At 66.4% G+C, this 16,247-nt stretch carries 16 protein-coding genes; 11 read left to right on the top strand and 5 right to left on the bottom strand.

All coding sequences use genetic code 11. The features are described from left to right. Positions 1 to 95 precede the first annotated feature (95 nt). From mobA to ACFOLC_RS00085, 4 genes are read left to right on the top strand one after another with little or no spacing between them, the layout of a single operon-like run. On the top strand, positions 96 to 689 hold the full coding sequence (gene mobA / locus ACFOLC_RS00070) for a molybdenum cofactor guanylyltransferase (RefSeq protein ID WP_386756634.1): 594 nt from the start codon (positions 96 to 98) through the stop codon (positions 687 to 689). Then, positions 686 to 1,903, top strand: coding sequence for a molybdopterin molybdotransferase MoeA (locus tag ACFOLC_RS00075; RefSeq protein WP_386756635.1), 1,218 nt, complete (start codon positions 686 to 688; stop codon positions 1,901 to 1,903). Before mobA ends, ACFOLC_RS00075 begins: the two co-directional genes overlap by 4 nt. A gap of 31 nt (positions 1,904 to 1,934) precedes the next feature. Beyond that, complete coding sequence (gene moeB, locus ACFOLC_RS00080) at positions 1,935 to 3,107, top strand: molybdopterin-synthase adenylyltransferase MoeB (RefSeq protein WP_386756636.1); 1,173 nt, start codon at positions 1,935 to 1,937, stop codon at positions 3,105 to 3,107. 20 nt (positions 3,108 to 3,127) lie between these two features. Next, positions 3,128 to 4,135, top strand: a complete 1,008-nt coding sequence (locus ACFOLC_RS00085; protein WP_386756638.1) for a DUF2272 domain-containing protein — start codon at positions 3,128 to 3,130, stop codon at positions 4,133 to 4,135. A gap of 28 nt (positions 4,136 to 4,163) precedes the next feature. Here the strand turns inward: ACFOLC_RS00085 and ACFOLC_RS00090 are convergent, their stop codons facing one another. Both ACFOLC_RS00090 and ACFOLC_RS00095 read right to left on the bottom strand, forming a co-directional pair. After that, complete coding sequence (locus ACFOLC_RS00090; RefSeq protein ID WP_386756639.1) at positions 4,164 to 4,937, bottom strand: alpha/beta hydrolase; 774 nt, start codon at positions 4,935 to 4,937, stop codon at positions 4,164 to 4,166. A gap of 7 nt (positions 4,938 to 4,944) precedes the next feature. Further along, positions 4,945 to 5,256 carry a DUF1244 domain-containing protein gene (locus ACFOLC_RS00095; RefSeq protein WP_386756640.1) on the bottom strand — a complete coding sequence of 104 codons (312 nt, stop codon included), beginning with the start codon at positions 5,254 to 5,256 and terminating at the stop codon, positions 4,945 to 4,947. A 97-nt stretch (positions 5,257 to 5,353) separates the two neighbouring features. Here ACFOLC_RS00095 and folD point away from each other — a divergent pair, with 97 nt between their 5' ends. From folD to tadA, 5 genes are all read left to right on the top strand, one after another. Beyond that, a complete protein-coding gene (gene folD / locus ACFOLC_RS00100; RefSeq protein WP_386756641.1) occupies positions 5,354 to 6,262 on the top strand; it encodes a bifunctional methylenetetrahydrofolate dehydrogenase/methenyltetrahydrofolate cyclohydrolase FolD in 909 nt (302 codons plus the stop codon). Positions 6,263 to 6,475: 213 nt separating this feature from the next. Then, positions 6,476 to 7,933 (top strand): IMP dehydrogenase, encoded by a 1,458-nt coding sequence (gene guaB / locus ACFOLC_RS00105; RefSeq protein ID WP_386756642.1) that lies wholly within the window; start codon positions 6,476 to 6,478, stop codon positions 7,931 to 7,933. A 110-nt stretch (positions 7,934 to 8,043) separates the two neighbouring features. After that, positions 8,044 to 9,624, top strand: coding sequence for a glutamine-hydrolyzing GMP synthase (gene guaA, locus ACFOLC_RS00110; protein ID WP_386756644.1), 1,581 nt, complete (start codon positions 8,044 to 8,046; stop codon positions 9,622 to 9,624). Between the two features lie 51 nt (positions 9,625 to 9,675). Beyond that, positions 9,676 to 10,176, top strand: a complete 501-nt coding sequence (locus ACFOLC_RS00115) for a hypothetical protein (protein WP_386756645.1) — start codon at positions 9,676 to 9,678, stop codon at positions 10,174 to 10,176. Next, entirely contained in the window at positions 10,163 to 10,636 is a 474-nt protein-coding gene (gene tadA / locus ACFOLC_RS00120; protein WP_386756646.1) for a tRNA adenosine(34) deaminase TadA, read from the top strand. The genes ACFOLC_RS00115 and tadA overlap by 14 nt, the downstream gene beginning before the upstream one ends. A 28-nt stretch (positions 10,637 to 10,664) precedes the next feature. On the opposite strand, the gene ACFOLC_RS00125 is transcribed toward tadA, so the two are convergent. Then, a complete protein-coding gene (locus ACFOLC_RS00125) occupies positions 10,665 to 11,150 on the bottom strand; it encodes a DUF2721 domain-containing protein (RefSeq protein ID WP_386756647.1) in 486 nt (161 codons plus the stop codon). An 84-nt stretch (positions 11,151 to 11,234) separates the two neighbouring features. On the opposite strand from ACFOLC_RS00125, the gene orn reads away from it, so the two are divergent. Continuing rightward, positions 11,235 to 11,801 (top strand): oligoribonuclease, encoded by a 567-nt coding sequence (gene orn, locus ACFOLC_RS00130; RefSeq protein ID WP_386756648.1) that lies wholly within the window; start codon positions 11,235 to 11,237, stop codon positions 11,799 to 11,801. A gap of 90 nt (positions 11,802 to 11,891) precedes the next feature. Here orn and ACFOLC_RS00135 read toward each other — a convergent pair whose 3' ends face one another. Together ACFOLC_RS00135 and ppsA are read right to left on the bottom strand one after the other, a co-directional pair. Next, positions 11,892 to 12,743, bottom strand: coding sequence for a mechanosensitive ion channel family protein (locus tag ACFOLC_RS00135; protein WP_386756650.1), 852 nt, complete (start codon positions 12,741 to 12,743; stop codon positions 11,892 to 11,894). A gap of 159 nt (positions 12,744 to 12,902) precedes the next feature. Then, complete coding sequence (ppsA, locus tag ACFOLC_RS00140) at positions 12,903 to 15,287, bottom strand: phosphoenolpyruvate synthase (protein WP_386756651.1); 2,385 nt, start codon at positions 15,285 to 15,287, stop codon at positions 12,903 to 12,905. Positions 15,288 to 15,423: 136 nt separating this feature from the next. On the opposite strand from ppsA, the gene ppsR reads away from it, so the two are divergent. Continuing rightward, positions 15,424 to 16,245 (top strand): posphoenolpyruvate synthetase regulatory kinase/phosphorylase PpsR, encoded by an 822-nt coding sequence (gene ppsR / locus ACFOLC_RS00145; protein WP_386756652.1) that lies wholly within the window; start codon positions 15,424 to 15,426, stop codon positions 16,243 to 16,245. Positions 16,246 to 16,247: the final 2 nt, after the last annotated feature.

Here is a 16,247-nt window from a genome sequence, read left to right on the forward strand (position 1 = left end):
GCGTCCTTGGATTCCCGCCTTCTCGGGAATGACAGGTTGGCGTTCACGGGAATGACGGCCGGCGGGTCACAATAGGCCGTCTCCCGGAGCGCCCATTGACCGCCCACCTGCCAGCCTCCCAGATCACCCTCGGCATCCTCGCCGGCGGCCGCGCGAGCCGCCTTGGTGGTACCGACAAGGCCTGGCTCGAGCGCGATGGCATTGCCCAAGTCATCCGCTGGCAGCGCCGCTTTGCCCTCGAGACCGCTGCCGTACTGGTCAGCGCCAATCGCGACCGGGATCGCTATGCCCGATCCGGGCTGCAGGTGGTGGCTGATCGCACGAGCATCGACATCGGGCCGGTGGCCGGTATCGATGCACTTGCCACGGCCTGCAGGACGCCGTGGTTGTTGACGGTTCCCGTCGATCTGGTCGGAGTCAACGAATGCCTGCTGCCGACGCTGCTGGCCGGGGCGACCGACAACGGCGCGTTTGCCGTCGACGATGACGGGACGCAGCCGCTGGTCGCGTTGTGGCGGGTACTGCCGATGCGCACCGCGGTTGAAGCAGTCATCGCCGCGGGCAACGGCGCCGTGCACGCGCTGCAGGCCGGGCTCGGCATGGCGGCGGTGCGCCTGGACGGCGTACGCTTCGGCAATCTCAATACTCCCGACGACCTGGCTGCGGCCGGCGTCACGATCCCTCGATGACCGAATTCCCGACCGGCTTGTTGTACGGCGACGCGCTCGCCATCGTCCGCGAAGTCGCGGCCGGGCACCGCCTCGACACCGAGACGCTGGCGTTGTCGCGGACCCACGGCCGCGTACTGGCGCGCAACGTGCTGGCACCGCTGTCGTTGCCGCCGTTCGACAACAGTGCGATGGACGGTTTTGCACTGCGCTACGCCGACCTGCACGGCGGGATCAGCGCACTGCGCCTGGTCGGCGAGCAGTTCGCCGGCCGTGCGCTCGACCTCAGCGTGACCGCCGGCGAATGCGTGCGCATCACCACGGGTGCGCCGATGCCGGCCGGTGCCGACACGGTCGTCATCAAGGAGAACGCCCGCGTCGAAGGGGATCGCGTCATCGTGCACGGCGATACGTTGCGCGCAGCCAATGTGCGCCGAGCCGGTGAGGATGTCGCACAGGGCGATGCAGTGCTCCAGGCCGGACAAGTGCTCACTCCGGCGCGGGTGTCGCTGGCGGCGTCGCTCGGACTGGCATCGCTGCCGGTGGCGTGCAGGCCGACGGTGGCGGTGTTCACCAGCGGCGACGAACTGGTCGAGCCGGGCATGTCGCTGGCGCCGGGTGAGATCTACGACAGCAACCGCGAGTTGCTGATGGGGCTGCTGCGTGCCGATGGCCTGGAGCCCACCGCTTGGCCTCGCTTGCCCGACGACCCGAAGCGGGTCGAGATTGCCCTGCGCGATGCGGCCTGTGCGTTCGACGTCGTGATCACCTGCGGCGCGGTCTCGGCCGGTGAGAAGGACCATATCCCGGCGGTGCTGGCGCAGTTCGGCCAGACCCACTTCTGGAAGGTGCAGATGAAGCCGGGCATGCCGTTGCTGTTCGGCAGCCTCGACCAGGCGCGTGTGCTCGGCCTGCCGGGCAACCCGGTGTCGGTGTTCGCGACCTGCCTCACCTTCGGACGTGCCCTGATCGATGGCCTGCAGGGTCGCAGTGAACCGCGACCGGTCTGGCGGGCACAACTGGCCGCGCCGATCGACAAGACGCACGCGCGGCGCGAGTTCGTCCGCGCGCACGTGTTCAGTGGCGAGAACGGGGTGTTGCGGGCCGATCCGAGCCCGGCCGTCGGCTCGCACCGGTTGCGCGCGGTGGCCGAGTCCAATGCGTTGATCGTCGTGCCCGAAGGCCCGCAGCGCCTGGCGGCGGGCGCGGTGGTCGAGTTGCTGCGCTACGCGTGAGCCCGGGCGCTGATGGCGCGATAATGCCGCCATGAGCATCGAACGGACTTTCATCGAACCGGCTGTCATTGAACCGGCTGTCATTGAACAGATCCCTCCGGCCGAGGCCTTGCGCCGGCAGCGTGCAGGCGCGGTGCTGATCGACGTGCGTGAATCACACGAACGCGCTACCGGTCATGCCGAGGGCGCACGTGGCATCGCCAAAGCGGAACTCGAAGCCGATCCGCTGGCAGTCTTGCCCGATCGCAATGCTGCGGTGCTGCTGATCTGCCAGTCGGGTGCGCGCTCGCTGCAGGCCGCGCAGGCGCTGGTCCGGGTGGGCTATCGCCGGGTCGCTTCGGTCGAGGGCGGTACCACCCGCTGGGGTACTGAAGGCCTGCTGCTGGTCCAGCCTGAGGGCGACTTCGACTTCTACGATCGTTACTCGCGGCACCTGCGCCTGGCCGAGGTCGGCGAAGCCGGGCAACGCAAGCTGCAGGCCGCGCGCATCGCCATGGTCGGTGCCGGCGGGCTCGGCTCGCCGGCGGCGTACTACCTGGCCGCGGCCGGTATCGGCACGCTGGTGCTGGCCGATGACGACGTCGTCGATCGCAGCAACCTGCAGCGGCAGATCCTGCATACCGAGGCACGCATCGGCGTGGCCAAGGTCGAGTCCGCGCGGATCGCCTTGTCGGCCTTGAACCCGCAGATCACCATCGAAACCTTCGCCGAGCGCATCACTGCGGAGAATGTCGAGCGCCTGATCGGCGATGCCGATGTCGTGATCGACGGTGCCGACAATTTCCCGGTGCGTTATCTGCTCAACGACGCCTGTATCAAGCGCGGAAAACCGCTGGTGTACGGTGCGATCCACCGCTTCGAAGGTCAGGTCAGCGTGTTCGATGCCGGCCGTCACCGCGGCGTCGCGCCTTGCTATCGCTGCCTGTTTCCGGAGCCGCCTCCGCCCGAGGCCGCGCCCAACTGCGCCGAAGCCGGCGTGCTCGGCGTACTGCCGGGAGTGATTGGTTCGTTGCAGGCGACCGAAGCAATCAAGCTGGTCCTGGGCATCGGCGAATCACTGGCCGGGCGTCTGCTGCATTTCGATGCGATGGCGATGCGCTTTCGTGAAACACGCCTGTCACCGGACCCGGATTGCGTCGTGTGCAGGCCCGGATGTGAATTCCCCGGATACATCGACTATGCGAAGTTCTGCGCCATTACCTGACCTCTGACCGGGGGCGCTTCATGGCAAGCAGGCGGCTGCAGTGGCTGGCGTTGGTCGTCCTTGTCGGCTGCCTGGTCCCGCAGGCGGCGGCTGCGCAGGTCTGTAGCCCCGCGTCGCCCCTGTCGGTGCCGGACACGTACCCGGCACGCATTTCGGCGATTGCCTGTGGCGAAAACGCCTTGTGGTTCACCCCTTTCATCGACAGTGCCGGCCGCCTCGCCAGCACCACGGCGACGGAGGCCGAGGCGGCGCGCCTCAAGGACGGTGTCACGCCCGCCTGGCGGCGGGTCGTCGAGTACTGGAAGGGCAGCGGCCTGCTGTACCAGATGGCGGGTTTTCCAGGAGCCACCGAATGCGGCTACGCCACCGACTCCTCGTTGCAGTCGGCCTCGTGCCGGGCTTTCCTGATCGACAACCCGTGGTCGGCAGTGTTCGTGTCCTACGTGATGGGCCGGGCCGGCGTGCCGGGGTTCCGGCTTTCGCCCAGCCACATCGACTATGTCCGCGATGCCTACCTGCATGCCGACAGCAGCCCTTTCCTGTTCGCCGATCCCGACACGACGGCGCCCGCCACCGGCGACCTGCTGTGCTTCGTGCGGATGCGTTCGACCGTGTTCGGCTACCGCGGGCTGAAGGATTTTCTCGACCGCAGCCCCGGGCAGTCCCTCAACATGCATTGCGACATCGTCGTGGCCACGCCCCAGGGCGGTGCCGGCAAGCTGTATCTGGTCGGCGGCAATGTGCTGCAGGGCGTCACCATGCGAGTGCTGGGCCTGAACCGGAGCGGCCGGCTGTGGTCGCTGCCGCGGCATACCGGCAGCGCCAGCGACTGCCGCCCCGACAACGAAGCCGGTTGCAATTTCAACCGGCAGGACTGGGCGGTGTTGCTCAAGCTCAAGCCGATGCAGGCCTTGCCGATGGTGCCCGCGTCCACGCCTGCGCAGTTGAAGTGCTGCGTGACCTGCACCTTGCCGATGCCACCGAACGTGCAACGCTGCGCATCCGTGCGGCCGGTGCCGGAGCAATGACAAGGCAAGCGGGGGCGGCCGCGTGACTTCAGTTCACGAAGTCGCGCAATGCCGCGCCGAATGCGGGATCGTCGCGGATGGTGTTGTGGCTAGCCCGTGGCAGGACGACCACTTGCGGCGCCTGCGGTAACGCGGCGATGAGCCGCGCGGTGCTGGCCGCCGGGATCACCTCGTCCTGACCGGCGCGGATCACCAGCACTCGGCCACGGAAGCCGGCGAGGTGTCCTGCGGAGTCGAAGCGCTCGCGCAGCAGGGCGCGCACCGGCAGCAGCGGGTAATGCGTCTGCGCCACGTTGGCCAGGTTGTCGAACGGCGCCACCAGTGCCAGCCGGGCCACCGGGCGTGCCGAAGCCAGGTAGCTGGCCACGCCGCTGCCGAGGCTGCTGCCGATCACCGTGATCGGCTGCCCGGGGTGCTGGACCTGGATCAGGTCGTAGAGGGCCAGCGCATCGGCGAACAGGGCCTGCTCGCTCGGCGTGCCCTCGCTGGCGCCGTAGCCACGGTAGGCGACGAAGTACACGCTGTGGCCCGGGAACCAGCGGGCGAAGTCGTCGCGATTGCCCTCGATGCGCTCGGCATTGCCACCGAAGTACAGCAGCGCTCGCGGTCGCCCCGGGTTGACGACCCAGCCGTGCAGGTGGACACCATCGCGAGCCATCACGAAGTCGGCTTCGCTGGCGTTGCTGAGTGTGGCCTGCGGGAAATAGATGAAGTCGCGCTGGCGGAAGTACATCCAGCCGCACAGCGCCGCATAGGCCAGTACCGGCAGGGTGATCGCGGCTAGCACGGGCGCGCGCGCCACGCCCGGCTCAGCCGCTGTGCTTGCGTTGTGCCGCTTCAAAGGCCGCCAGTTGCTCGGGTGTCGCCTCGCGCTGGTGCTGCGCCTTCCATTGCGCAAACGGCAGGCCGTAGACGGCCTCGCGCGCCTCGTCGCGGGTCATGGTGATGCCGCGCTGCTCGGCGGCCTCGCGGTACCAGTCGGACAGGCAGTTGCGGCAGAAGCCGGCATGGATCATCAGGTCGATGTTCTGCACCTCCGGGCGCTCGTGCATGAGGTGCTGGATCAGGCGGCGGAAGGCAGCCGCCTCGATCTGGGTGGTTTCGAAATCGGTATCGGTCATGGCGGCCTCCGATGGGGCGGGGGCGAACAGGGGGTGGCGGGTAAGCGGATGTTGAATCAGCGATAATGCGCGGCCTCGACTGTAGCGCAGCGACTGCATGACCGCCTCGACCCCACCTGCCCATTCGGCCCGCATCCTCGACGGCAAGCGTATCGCCGAGGACCTGCTCGACAACCTGAAGGCACAGGTCGATGCACGCATGGCCACCGGCAAGTCGCCGCCGGGCCTGGCGGTGGTGTTGGTCGGCAACGACCCGGCGTCGAGTGTCTATGTGAAGAACAAACGGCGGGCGGCGCAGAAAGTGGGCATCCGTGCCATCGACTACGACCTGCCGGCCGATACCGGCAATGAGGCGCTGCTGGCCCTGATCGATCGACTCAATGCCGATCCCCAGGTCCACGGCATCCTCGTGCAGCTGCCGCTGCCGGATCGCCGCGATGCCACGCAGCTGATCCACCGCATCGATCCGCGCAAGGACGTCGACGGTTTCCACCCCGAGAACGTCGGTCACCTGGCGCTGCGCCAGTTCGGCCTGCGCCCGTGCACGCCACGCGGCATCATCACGCTGCTTGGCTACACCGATCGCGCCGTGCGCGGGCAGAGCGCCACCATCGTCGGCGTCAGCAACCATGTCGGCCGACCGATGGCGCTGGAGCTGCTGATCGCCGGCTGCACCGTCACCAGCTGCCACAAGTTCACGCCCGCATCGGTGCTGGAGGTCTCGGTGCGCAACGCCGACATCCTGGTCGTGGCGGCTGGCCGCCCCGGCCTGATCCCGGGTGAGTGGGTCAAGCCCGGTGCGGTGGTCATCGACGTCGGCATCAACCGTCTCGACGACGGTCGCCTGGTCGGTGATGTCGGCTTCGCCGCCGCGGCTGAACGCGCCAGTTGGATCACGCCGGTGCCAGGCGGTGTCGGCCCGATGACCGTGGCCACGCTGATGCAGAACACGCTGGAAGCGGCTGAAATGGCCGATTCCGGACGGGGTTGGTCGCCGGTCAGGTGACCAGCTCCTGCCGCTGATCTGTGGTGGAGCGGCGCCCTTGCCCCAGCCATTAAGTTGGGGGTGGTCGCGCCGCAGCCGCGAGGGGCGGATACGGCGCTGCGCTACGTCATTGTTGGTCTCCGAAGCCTGGAACACGTCGTCCCGTTTGCGATGCCAGCGCTGCAAGGCGTAAACGCGGTACAATGACGCGCTTCATCCTCCCGGCCCCTGCCCATGCTGCGCATCCAGGCTGAAGCCCTGACTTACGACGACGTCTCCCTCGTCCCGGCGCATTCGACTGTCCTGCCCAAGGACGTCTCTCTCGCCACCCGCCTCACCCGCGACCTGACCATCCGCCTGCCGATCCTGTCGGCCGCGATGGACACCGTCAGCGAAGCCCGCCTCGCGATCGCGTTGGCGCAGTTGGGCGGCATCAGCATCCTCCACAAGAACATGAGCCTGGAGGCGCAAGCCGCCCAGGTGGCCACGGTCAAGAAGTTCGAGGCCGGCGTGATCAAGGAGCCGTTCACCGTCGGCCCCGAGACCACCATTGCCGAGGTGCTCAAGCTCACCCGTGCCCGCAACATCTCCGGCGTGCCGGTGGTGGACGGCGGCCAGCTGGTCGGCATCGTCACCAGCCGCGACATGCGTTTCGAGACCAAACTCGACGATCCGGTCCGCCACATCATGACCAAGAAGGATCGCCTGATCACGGTGCATGAAGGCGCATCCGACGACGAAGTGCTCGGCCTGCTGCACAAGCACCGCATCGAGAAGGTGCTGGTGGTCAACGACGGCTTCGAGCTGCGCGGCCTGATCACCGTCAAGGACATCCAGAAGAAGTCCGACAATCCCAACGCCGCCTACGACAGCAGCGAGCGCCTGCTGGTCGGTGCGGCCGTCGGCGTCGGCGGCGACACCGAAGCGCGCATCGAGGCGCTGGCTGCGGCCGGCGTCGACGTGGTGGTGGTCGACACCGCGCACGGTCATTCGCAGGGCGTGCTCGATCGCGTGAAGTGGGTCAAGAAGAACTTCCCGCAACTGCAGGTCATCGGCGGCAACATCGTCACCGGCGATGCCGCGCTGGCGTTGATGGACCACGGTGCGGACGCGGTCAAGGTCGGCGTCGGCCCGGGCTCGATCTGCACCACGCGCATTGTCGCCGGTGTCGGTGTGCCGCAGATCACCGCGGTGGCGATGGTCGCCGAGGCACTGCAGGACCGTATCCCGCTGATCGCCGACGGCGGCATCCGCTACTCGGGCGACATCGGCAAGGCGATCGTCGCCGGTGCCTCCACGGTCATGGTCGGCGGCCTGTTCGCCGGCACCGAGGAAGCACCGGGCGAGGTCGAGCTGTTCCAGGGCCGCGCCTACAAGAGCTACCGCGGCATGGGCAGCCTCGGCGCGATGGAGCAGGGCTCCAAGGACCGTTACTTCCAGGACGCTTCCGACGCCGACAAGCTGGTGCCGGAAGGCATCGAAGGCCGCGTGCCTGCGCGCGGCCCGCTGCGCAATGTCGTTCACCAGTTGGCCGGCGGCCTGCGCGCGACGATGGGTTACGTCGGCTGCGCGACGATCGAGGACATGCGCAAGAAGCCCAGCTTCGTGCGCGTGACCAACGCCGGCACGCGCGAAAGCCACGTGCACGACGTGCAGATCACCAAGGAACCGCCGAACTACCGGGCCGGCTGATGCCGGCCCGACGTGATTCGTGATTCGGGATTGGTGATTCGAAAAGCCGGTCCCGCTCCGACCCGTCGGCTCTTCCGAATCACCAATCACGATTCACCAATCACGCCCATATGACCGACATCCACAGCGACAAGATCCTGATCCTCGATTTCGGCGCGCAGTACACACAGCTGATCGCCCGCCGCATCCGCGAGATCGGTGTGTACTGCGAAATCTGGGCCTGGGACCACGACCCGGCCGAGATCGCAGCATTCGGCGCCAAGGGCATCATCCTGTCGGGCGGTCCGGAATCGACGACTGAGCAGGGCGCACCGAAGGCGCCGCAGGAAGTGTTCGACAGCGGCCTGCCGATCCTCGGTATCTGCTACGGCATGCAGACGTTGGCCGCGCAGTTGGGTGGTGCCACCGAGGCTGCCGATGCGCGCGAATTCGGTCATGCGCAGGTCGAGCTGGTGGTGCGCGATGCACTGCTCGGCGGGCTTAGCGACCACGACGGCGAGCCGCGCATCGACGTGTGGATGAGCCACGGCGACCATGTCGCCAAGGCGCCGCCGGGCTTCACCGTGACGGCCCGCACCGACCGCATTCCGGTCGCGGCGATGGCCAACGAAGACAAGCGCTGGTACGGCGTGCAATTCCACCCCGAGGTGACCCACACCAAGCAGGGCACGACGCTGCTGCGTCGCTTCGTCACGCAGATATGCGGCTGCCAGACGCTGTGGACCGCCGCGCATATCATCGAGGACCAGATCGCGCGCGTGCGCGCGCAGGTCGGCTCCGACGAAGTGATCCTCGGGCTGTCCGGTGGCGTCGACTCCTCGGTCGTGGCGGCGCTGTTGCACAAGGCGATCGGCAACCAACTGACCTGCGTGTTCGTCGACACCGGCCTGTTGCGCTGGAACGAGGGCGACCAGGTGATGGCGATGTTTGCCAGCGAGGCCGATAAAGGCGGCATGGGCGTCAAGGTCGTGCGCGTCAACGCCGCTGACCGCTACTTCAACGCACTAGAAGGCGTCAGCGACCCGGAAGCCAAGCGCAAGATCATCGGCAACCTGTTCGTCGAGATCTTCGACGAGGAGTCGAACAAGCTCAGCAACGCCAAGTGGCTGGCGCAGGGCACCATCTACCCGGACGTGATCGAGTCGGCCGGCAGCAAGACCGGCAAGGCCCATGTCATCAAGAGCCATCACAACGTCGGCGGCCTGCCCGAAGACATGAAGCTCGGCCTGGTCGAGCCATTGCGCGAGCTGTTCAAGGACGAGGTGCGGCGCTTGGGCGTCGAGCTCGGCCTGCCGCACACGATGGTCTACCGTCATCCGTTTCCTGGCCCGGGCCTGGGTGTACGCATCCTCGGCGAGGTCAAGCGCGAACACGCCGAGCTGCTGGCCAAGGCCGACCACATCTTCATCGACGAGCTGCGCAAGGCCGACCTGTACGACAAGACCAGCCAGGCGTTCGCGGTGTTCCTGCCGGTCAAGTCGGTCGGCGTGGTCGGCGACGCGCGCGCCTACGAATGGGTGATCGCCTTGCGCGCGGTCGAGACCATCGACTTCATGACGGCGCACTGGGCGCACTTGCCGTACGAGTTTCTAGGCAAGGTTTCAAATAGAATTATCAATGAGTTACGAGGCGTTTCTCGTGTCGTTTACGACATCAGCGGCAAACCGCCTGCAACCATCGAGTGGGAGTGATCCGCACGATCGGCTGAAAGCGGGTCATGGGATGAGCCGACAGGGGGAGCGATGAGGAAGGTCGTACTGTGCGTGTTGCTCGCGGCGCTGGCATCGTGGTATTTCCATTTTGGGCGCAAGATGACCGAGGACTCGGTCAAAGCGTTCTATGACATGCAGACCGGACTGCTGGCCAAGCTGGATGGCGAACCGCTGTGCCGGTTCATGGCGAAGGAGTACCACTCCAGCGACGTGATCTACAGCGGGGCCGGCACCGAACGCACCGAACTCGACAGGGAAGCGGCCTGCGAGCACCTCAAGCAGGGCCTGTTGTTCTTCCAGAAGATGTCCAGCGCGACCCAAGGCCGGGTGGAGCCGACCTTCGACCAGCAGGTCAAGAACGTCAGCTTGAGCGAGGGCAGCAAGCTCGCCACCGTCGAGGGGGTCATGACCGTCAAGGTGGGCGACATTCTGATCGGGCGCACGCGCTTCACCGAAAGACTGGTCCGCCGCAACGGCCGGATCGTCTCGCTGGGTGGCGAGTCGAAAACGTGGATGTATGGACTCGACTGATCACGAGCACTGGATGCGCCACGCGCTGGCGCTGGCCGAGCGCGCCGAGCGTGAGGATGACGAGATCCCGGTCGGTGCGGTGCTGGTGTCGGCTGACGGCGAAGTGCTGGGCGAGGGCTGGAACCGCAACATCACCGAGCACGACCCGACCGCCCATGCCGAGATCGTGGCGATGCGTCAGGCCGGCCGTCGTCTTGGCAACCACCGCCTGTTGGGTGCCACGTTGTACGTGACCCTGGAGCCGTGCGCGATGTGCGCGATGGCGATGGTGCACGCGCGGATCGCGCGCCTGGTGTACGGCGCGACAGACCCGAAGACGGGGGCGGCCGGCAGCGTGTTCGACCTGCTGGCTGATCCTCGCCACAACCACCGCATGGCAGTGCACGGGGGCGTGCTGGGCGACGAAGCCGGCGCACGCCTGACGGCCTATTTCCGTCGCAAGCGCGGCAAGCCGGTGTGACCGGGAGCTGGCTGGCGCGCACTGTGACTCAGTCGTTGCGCAGGTCGACCTTGTCCTTGTCGAGCTGCTCCTTGAGCTCCAGGTCGAGCATGCGCAGGCCGAGCTTGGCCTCGTGACCCAGGCATAGCGAGGCCGCAAACATCAACAGCACGCCGACCATGGCCAAGCCTGTCGGCAACAGGTCGAGCCGGTAGCCGAAGAAGGCGTCCACAGCGATGCCGATGCTGGTGCCCACGAAGGCGCTGATCGCCGCGTACAGCATGCGCACCGACGCCAGCACCAGGTAAGAGCGGCGGCGATGCGTCGCGATCCGCGACTCCAGTGCGACACGCGCCGGGCCCTGCGCGGTAGCGCTGAGCACCTCGATCTCGGCGCGCATGCGATCGACCACGCGCGCCAGGCGGTTGTTCGACGAGATCAGCAGCGAGCTGGCCGCGGTCAGGAAGAACGCGGGCGTGATCATGGCCGAGACGACGGCGTAGTGCGAAGGATCGATCGCGACGGGCGAGGGCATGGGCGGTTCCGGAAATGTGTGATGCCAGGCCGGCATCAGTGGCCTGGTTGTATGATGCTACCGACATCCCACAAGTGCGAGCGCATGGCAGCTGCAACCGCGATGAACGACGAGCATCTGATCTGGATTGATCTGGAGATGACCGGCCTGGACACCGACGCCGACTCCATCCTCGAGATCGCCACGCTGGTCACCGACAAGCAGCTCAACGTGCTGGCCGAAGGCCCCGAGCTCGCCATCGCGCATCCGATCGCACGGCTCGAAGCGATGGACGACTGGAACCGCAACCAGCATCGCAAATCCGGCCTGTGGCAGCGAGTGATCGACAGCGCGGTCACCCTCGAACAGGCGGAAGCGCAGACGCTCGATTTCCTCGCGCATTGGGTGCCGGCCGGCAAATCACCGATCTGCGGCAATTCGATCTGCCAGGACCGGCGCTTCCTGCACCGGCAGATGCCGCGACTGGAGAGGTACTTCCACTACCGCAATCTCGACGTCAGCACGATCAAGGAACTGGCGCGACGATGGGCGCCGAGCGTGCTGGCAGGCGTGAGCAAGGAGGCCAAGCACACCGCGCTCAGCGACGTGCATGATTCCATCGCTGAACTGCGCCACTACCGCGCCTCGATGGGCAAGCTGGGCGGACAGTAGCCAGCCCCATCCACGGGATGCTTGTTTCGGTGTTTTCGTAACGACCTGTGCCGTCGCGGCGATGACCTTGTTGCGGCCGACGGCTCGCCGTTACTTCGGCCCGGTAGCCGGCCCGTTGAGAACCAGGCTGACGCCGTCGCCCGCGTCCTGCGCGACATGGTGGTACATGTGCACATCGCGCTGCGGGTAAGGGATGCTGATGCCGGCCTGGTCGAAGGCCGCCTTGATCCGCTCGTTGAGGTCGCACTTGGTGGCGAAGTGGTCGGCATTGCTGACGTGGCAGCGGATGCCGAGCTTCACCGCGTTGTCGGCCAGCTCGTACACCACCACGTCCGGCTCTGGCTCAGCCAGGATGCGCTTGTCGGCGCGCATGATCTCCATCACCGCAGTGCGGGCGGCCTCGATGCTGTCGTTGTAGCCGATGCCGATCACCAGTTCGATGCGCCGCGTCGTGTCCGGGGTCAGGTTGATGATCGGTGCGGTGGTGATGAGGTTGTTGGGCAACACGATCGTCTGGTTGTCGGCACCGCGCAGCCGGGTCTGGAAGATGCTCACCGCCTCGACCGTGCCGCTGCTGCCGCCGATCTGGACGATGTCGCCGGCACGGAATGGCTTGAGCGTCACCAGCATCACGCCAGATGCCACGTTGGACAACGAATCCTTCAGCGCCAAGCCGATTGCCAGGCCGGCCGCGCCGAGGATCGCGATGATCGAGTTGGGCTGGACCTTGAAGAAGACCTGCAGGATCGCCAGCACCAGCAACACGACCAGCACCACGTAGGTGAGCCGGCTCATGAACTGCATGGCGGTGGGCTCGACGTGCGCCCGCGTCAGCGCCCGCGAGACGATACGCGCCACCCACTTGATCACCCGCAGGCCGATGTAGAGCACCAGCAAGGCGCCGGCCAGCTTGAGGCCGAAGCGGATGGCCATCTCGGTCATTTGCTCCGTCGAAAGCAGGCTGATGTCGGGCATGGCTCGGGCAGCAGGTGCGACGGCGCTCGGCTTCTCTAGCAAGGTATTCCTCCAAATGCGACGCCCCGCTGGGCGGGGCGTCTGGTTTGTCGCGACTGTACGGGCACAGGCGTTAGCCGGTTGTCATCACGCGGCCTGGGCTTTCGCCTTGGCCTTGGCCAGGCGCAGCCAGGTGTCGACCACGGTGTCCGGGTTCAGCGACACCGATTCGATGCCCTGCTGCATCAGCCATACGGCCAGATCCGGGTGATCGCTCGGGCCCTGGCCGCAGATGCCGATGTACTTGCCCTTGGCGCGTGCGGTCGAAATCGCCATCGCCAGCAGCTTCTTGACCGCCGGGTCACGCTCGTCGAACAGCTTGGCAACGATGCCCGAATCGCGGTCCAGGCCCAGGGTGAGCTGGGTCAGGTCGTTGGAGCCGATCGAGAAGCCGTCGAAGATGTCGAGGAACTCGTCGGCGAGCAATGCGTTCGACGGCACCTCGCACATCATGATGATCTTCAGGCCGTCCTTGCCTTGCTCCAGGCCATTAGCCCGGAGCACTTCGACCACCTTGCGGCCTTCGTCGAGCGTGCGCACGAACGGGATCATGACCCAGCAGTTGGTCAGGCCCATTTCCTCGCGCACCTTCAGCACCGCGCGGCATTCCAGCGCGAAGGCATCGGTGAAGCTCGGATCGACATAGCGGCTGGCGCCACGGAAGCCGATCATCGGGTTCTCTTCGTGCGGCTCGTAGCGCGAGCCGCCGATCAGGTTGGCGTATTCGTTCGACTTGAAGTCGGACAGGCGCACGATCACCGGGTTCGGGGCGAAGGAAGCGGTGATCGTGGCGATGCCTTCGGCCAGGCGATCGACGTAGAAGTCGACCGGATTGCCGTAACCGGCGGTCTTGGCGTCGATCTTCTTCTTCGTTTCCGCATCCTGCTGCGCGTATTCCAGCAATGCCTTCGGATGCACGCCGATGTGGCTGGCGATGATCATTTCCAGGCGCGCCAGGCCGACGCCGGCATTGGGCAGCATCGCGAAGTCGAACGCGCGCTCCGGGTTGGCGACGTTCATCATCACCTTGAGCGGCGCCGGCGGCATCTTGTCGAGGTCGGCGGTGTGGCGCTCGAAGGGCAGGGTGCCGGCGTAGATGAAACCGGTGTCGCCTTCCGAGCAGCTGATCGTGACCTGCTGGCCGTCCTGGATGGTATCCAGCGCATTGCCGGTGCCGACCACGGCCGGAACGCCGAGCTCGCGCGCGATGATCGCGGCATGGCAGGTGCGACCACCGCGGTTGGTGACGATCGCGGCCGAGCGCTTCATCACCGGCTCCCAGTCCGGGTCGGTCATGTCGGCGACCAGCACGTCACCGGGCTGCACGCGGGCCATGTCGGCCAGGCTGCGCACCACGCGCGCGGTGCCGCTGCCGATCTTCTGGCCGATCGCGCGGCCTTCGCAGATCACTTCACCGCGTTCGGTCAACTGGTAACGCTCGATCTGGGTGGCCTTGGCGCGCGACTTCACCGTTTCCGGGCGCGCCTGAACGATGAACAGCTTGCCGCTGACGCCGTCCTTGGCCCACTCGATGTCCATGGGGCGGCCGTAGTGCTTCTCGATCACCAGCGCCTGCTTGGCGAGTTCCTGCACGTCGGCGTCGTTGATCGAGAACGTGTTGCGCAGCTCGGCCGGGGTTTCCTCGGTGCGCACGCGCTCGCCGGGCTGGTCCGAATAGACCATGCGCAGCTGCTTGGCGCCGATCGAGCGACGCAGGATCGCCGACTTGCCCTGCAGCAGGGTGGGCTTGTAGACGTAGAACTCGTCCGGATTCACGGCACCCTGCACGACCATCTCGCCCAGGCCGTAGCTGGAGGTGATGAACACCACGTCGCGGAAGCCGGATTCGGTGTCGAGGGTGAACAAGACGCCCGACGAGCCGACATTCGAGCGCACCATCAGCTGCACGCCGGCCGAGAGGAACACGTCCTCGTGCTTGAAGCCGTGGTGCACGCGGTAGGCGATCGCGCGGTCGTTGTAGAGGCTGGCGAAGACTTCCTTGACCTTGTGGACGACGTCGTCCTCGCCGGTCACGTTGAGGAAGGTTTCCTGCTGGCCGGCGAACGAGGCATCCGGCAGGTCCTCGGCCGTGGCCGAGGAGCGCACCGCGACCGCGACATCGCCGCCACCGTTCTCGGCGCACAGCTGGCGATAGGCGGCGCGGATGTCCTGGTCGAGCTGCGGCTGCAGCGGCGCGTCGATCACCCAGCCGCGGATCTCGCCGCCGGCGGCGGTCAGTGCCGGCACGTCCTCGACGTCGAGTGTGGCCAGCTTGTCGAAAATGCGCTGGTGCAGGTTGTTGTGGTCGATGAAGTCCTTGAACGCCTCGGCCGTGGTGGCGTAGCCGCCGGGCACGGAGACGCCAAGGTTGGCCAGGTTGCCGATCATTTCGCCGAGCGAGGAATTCTTGCCGCCCACGCGGGCCAGATCGGTAAGGCGCAGCGCGTGCAGCCAGAGGATGTTCTCGTTCAAGCGGGCGATCTCCAGGTGGGCAGGCGCTTGCGGGCGCTTTGATACGTATATGATCGCCGCTGCGTCGAGTGCATACAAGCTTGATTCGACGGGCTTTTTCGTATGGATGAACGGCAAATTCAGGCGGGGTGAGGCGATGGCAGGCGTACGTCCGGTGTTCTACGTATCCGACGGTACCGGTATCACCGCCGAGACGATCGGCCACAGCCTGTTGACCCAGTTCACCGAGACCCAGTTCGTCACCGACCGCATCCCCTTTGTCGACAGCGTCGATCGCGCCCGCGAGGTCGCCGAGAAGATCAGCAACGCGGCCATGGCGCATGGCGTGCGGCCGGTAGTGATCAACTCCTGCATGGACGGCGATGTCGGTGCCGCGCTGGCCGAAAGCGGGGCATTGATGCTGGACGTGTTCGCGCCGTTCATCGAGCCGTTGGAGCGTGAGCTGGAAGAAACCCGCCAGCGCCGCATCGGCCAGGCGCACGGGCTGGTCGATTTCGATACCTACCATCGCCGCATCAACGCGATGAACTACGCGCTGACCCACGATGACGGGCAGAGCATCGACTACAACGAGGCCGACCTGATTCTGGTCGCCGTGTCGCGCGCGGGCAAGACGCCGACCTGTGTCTACCTTGCACTGCACTACGGCGTGCGTGCCGCCAACTACCCGTTGACCGAGGAAGACCTCGAGCACGACCGCTTGCCGCCGCGGTTGCGCCCGTACCGCAACAAGCTGTTCGGATTGACGATCGATCCGGTGCGGTTGCAGCAGATCCGCCAGGAGCGCCGGCCGAATTCGCGCTACGCGCAACTGGAGACCTGCAAGCGCGAAGTCGCGGCTGCCGAGATGATGTTCCGCGCCGAGCGCATCCCGACATTGAGCACGACGAACACCTCGATCGAGGAAATCTCGAGCAAGGTGCTGACCACGTTGGAGATCCACCGCGAGATGTTCTGAAG

Source organism: Lysobacter cavernae, from assembly GCF_042648505.1.
GTDB classification, from domain to species: Bacteria; Pseudomonadota; Gammaproteobacteria; order Xanthomonadales; family Xanthomonadaceae; genus Lysobacter_L; species Lysobacter_L cavernae.

Coding starts and splice junctions, on each gene's coding strand:
- ACFOLC_RS00075 (WP_386756635.1), top strand. CDS start 686: ATGACCGAATTCCCGACCGGCTTGTTGTACGGCGACGCGCTCGCCATC.
- moeB (WP_386756636.1), top strand. CDS start 1,935: ATGAGCATCGAACGGACTTTCATCGAACCGGCTGTCATTGAACCGGCT.
- ACFOLC_RS00085 (WP_386756638.1), top strand. CDS start 3,128: ATGGCAAGCAGGCGGCTGCAGTGGCTGGCGTTGGTCGTCCTTGTCGGC.
- ACFOLC_RS00095 (WP_386756640.1), bottom strand. CDS start 5,256: ATGACCGATACCGATTTCGAAACCACCCAGATCGAGGCGGCTGCCTTC.
- folD (WP_386756641.1), top strand. CDS start 5,354: ATGACCGCCTCGACCCCACCTGCCCATTCGGCCCGCATCCTCGACGGC.
- guaB (WP_386756642.1), top strand. CDS start 6,476: ATGCTGCGCATCCAGGCTGAAGCCCTGACTTACGACGACGTCTCCCTC.
- guaA (WP_386756644.1), top strand. CDS start 8,044: ATGACCGACATCCACAGCGACAAGATCCTGATCCTCGATTTCGGCGCG.
- ACFOLC_RS00115 (WP_386756645.1), top strand. CDS start 9,676: ATGAGGAAGGTCGTACTGTGCGTGTTGCTCGCGGCGCTGGCATCGTGG.
- tadA (WP_386756646.1), top strand. CDS start 10,163: ATGGACTCGACTGATCACGAGCACTGGATGCGCCACGCGCTGGCGCTG.
- ACFOLC_RS00125 (WP_386756647.1), bottom strand. CDS start 11,150: ATGCCCTCGCCCGTCGCGATCGATCCTTCGCACTACGCCGTCGTCTCG.
- orn (WP_386756648.1), top strand. CDS start 11,235: ATGGCAGCTGCAACCGCGATGAACGACGAGCATCTGATCTGGATTGAT.
- ACFOLC_RS00135 (WP_386756650.1), bottom strand. CDS start 12,743: ATGACCGAGATGGCCATCCGCTTCGGCCTCAAGCTGGCCGGCGCCTTG.
- ppsR (WP_386756652.1), top strand. CDS start 15,424: ATGGCAGGCGTACGTCCGGTGTTCTACGTATCCGACGGTACCGGTATC.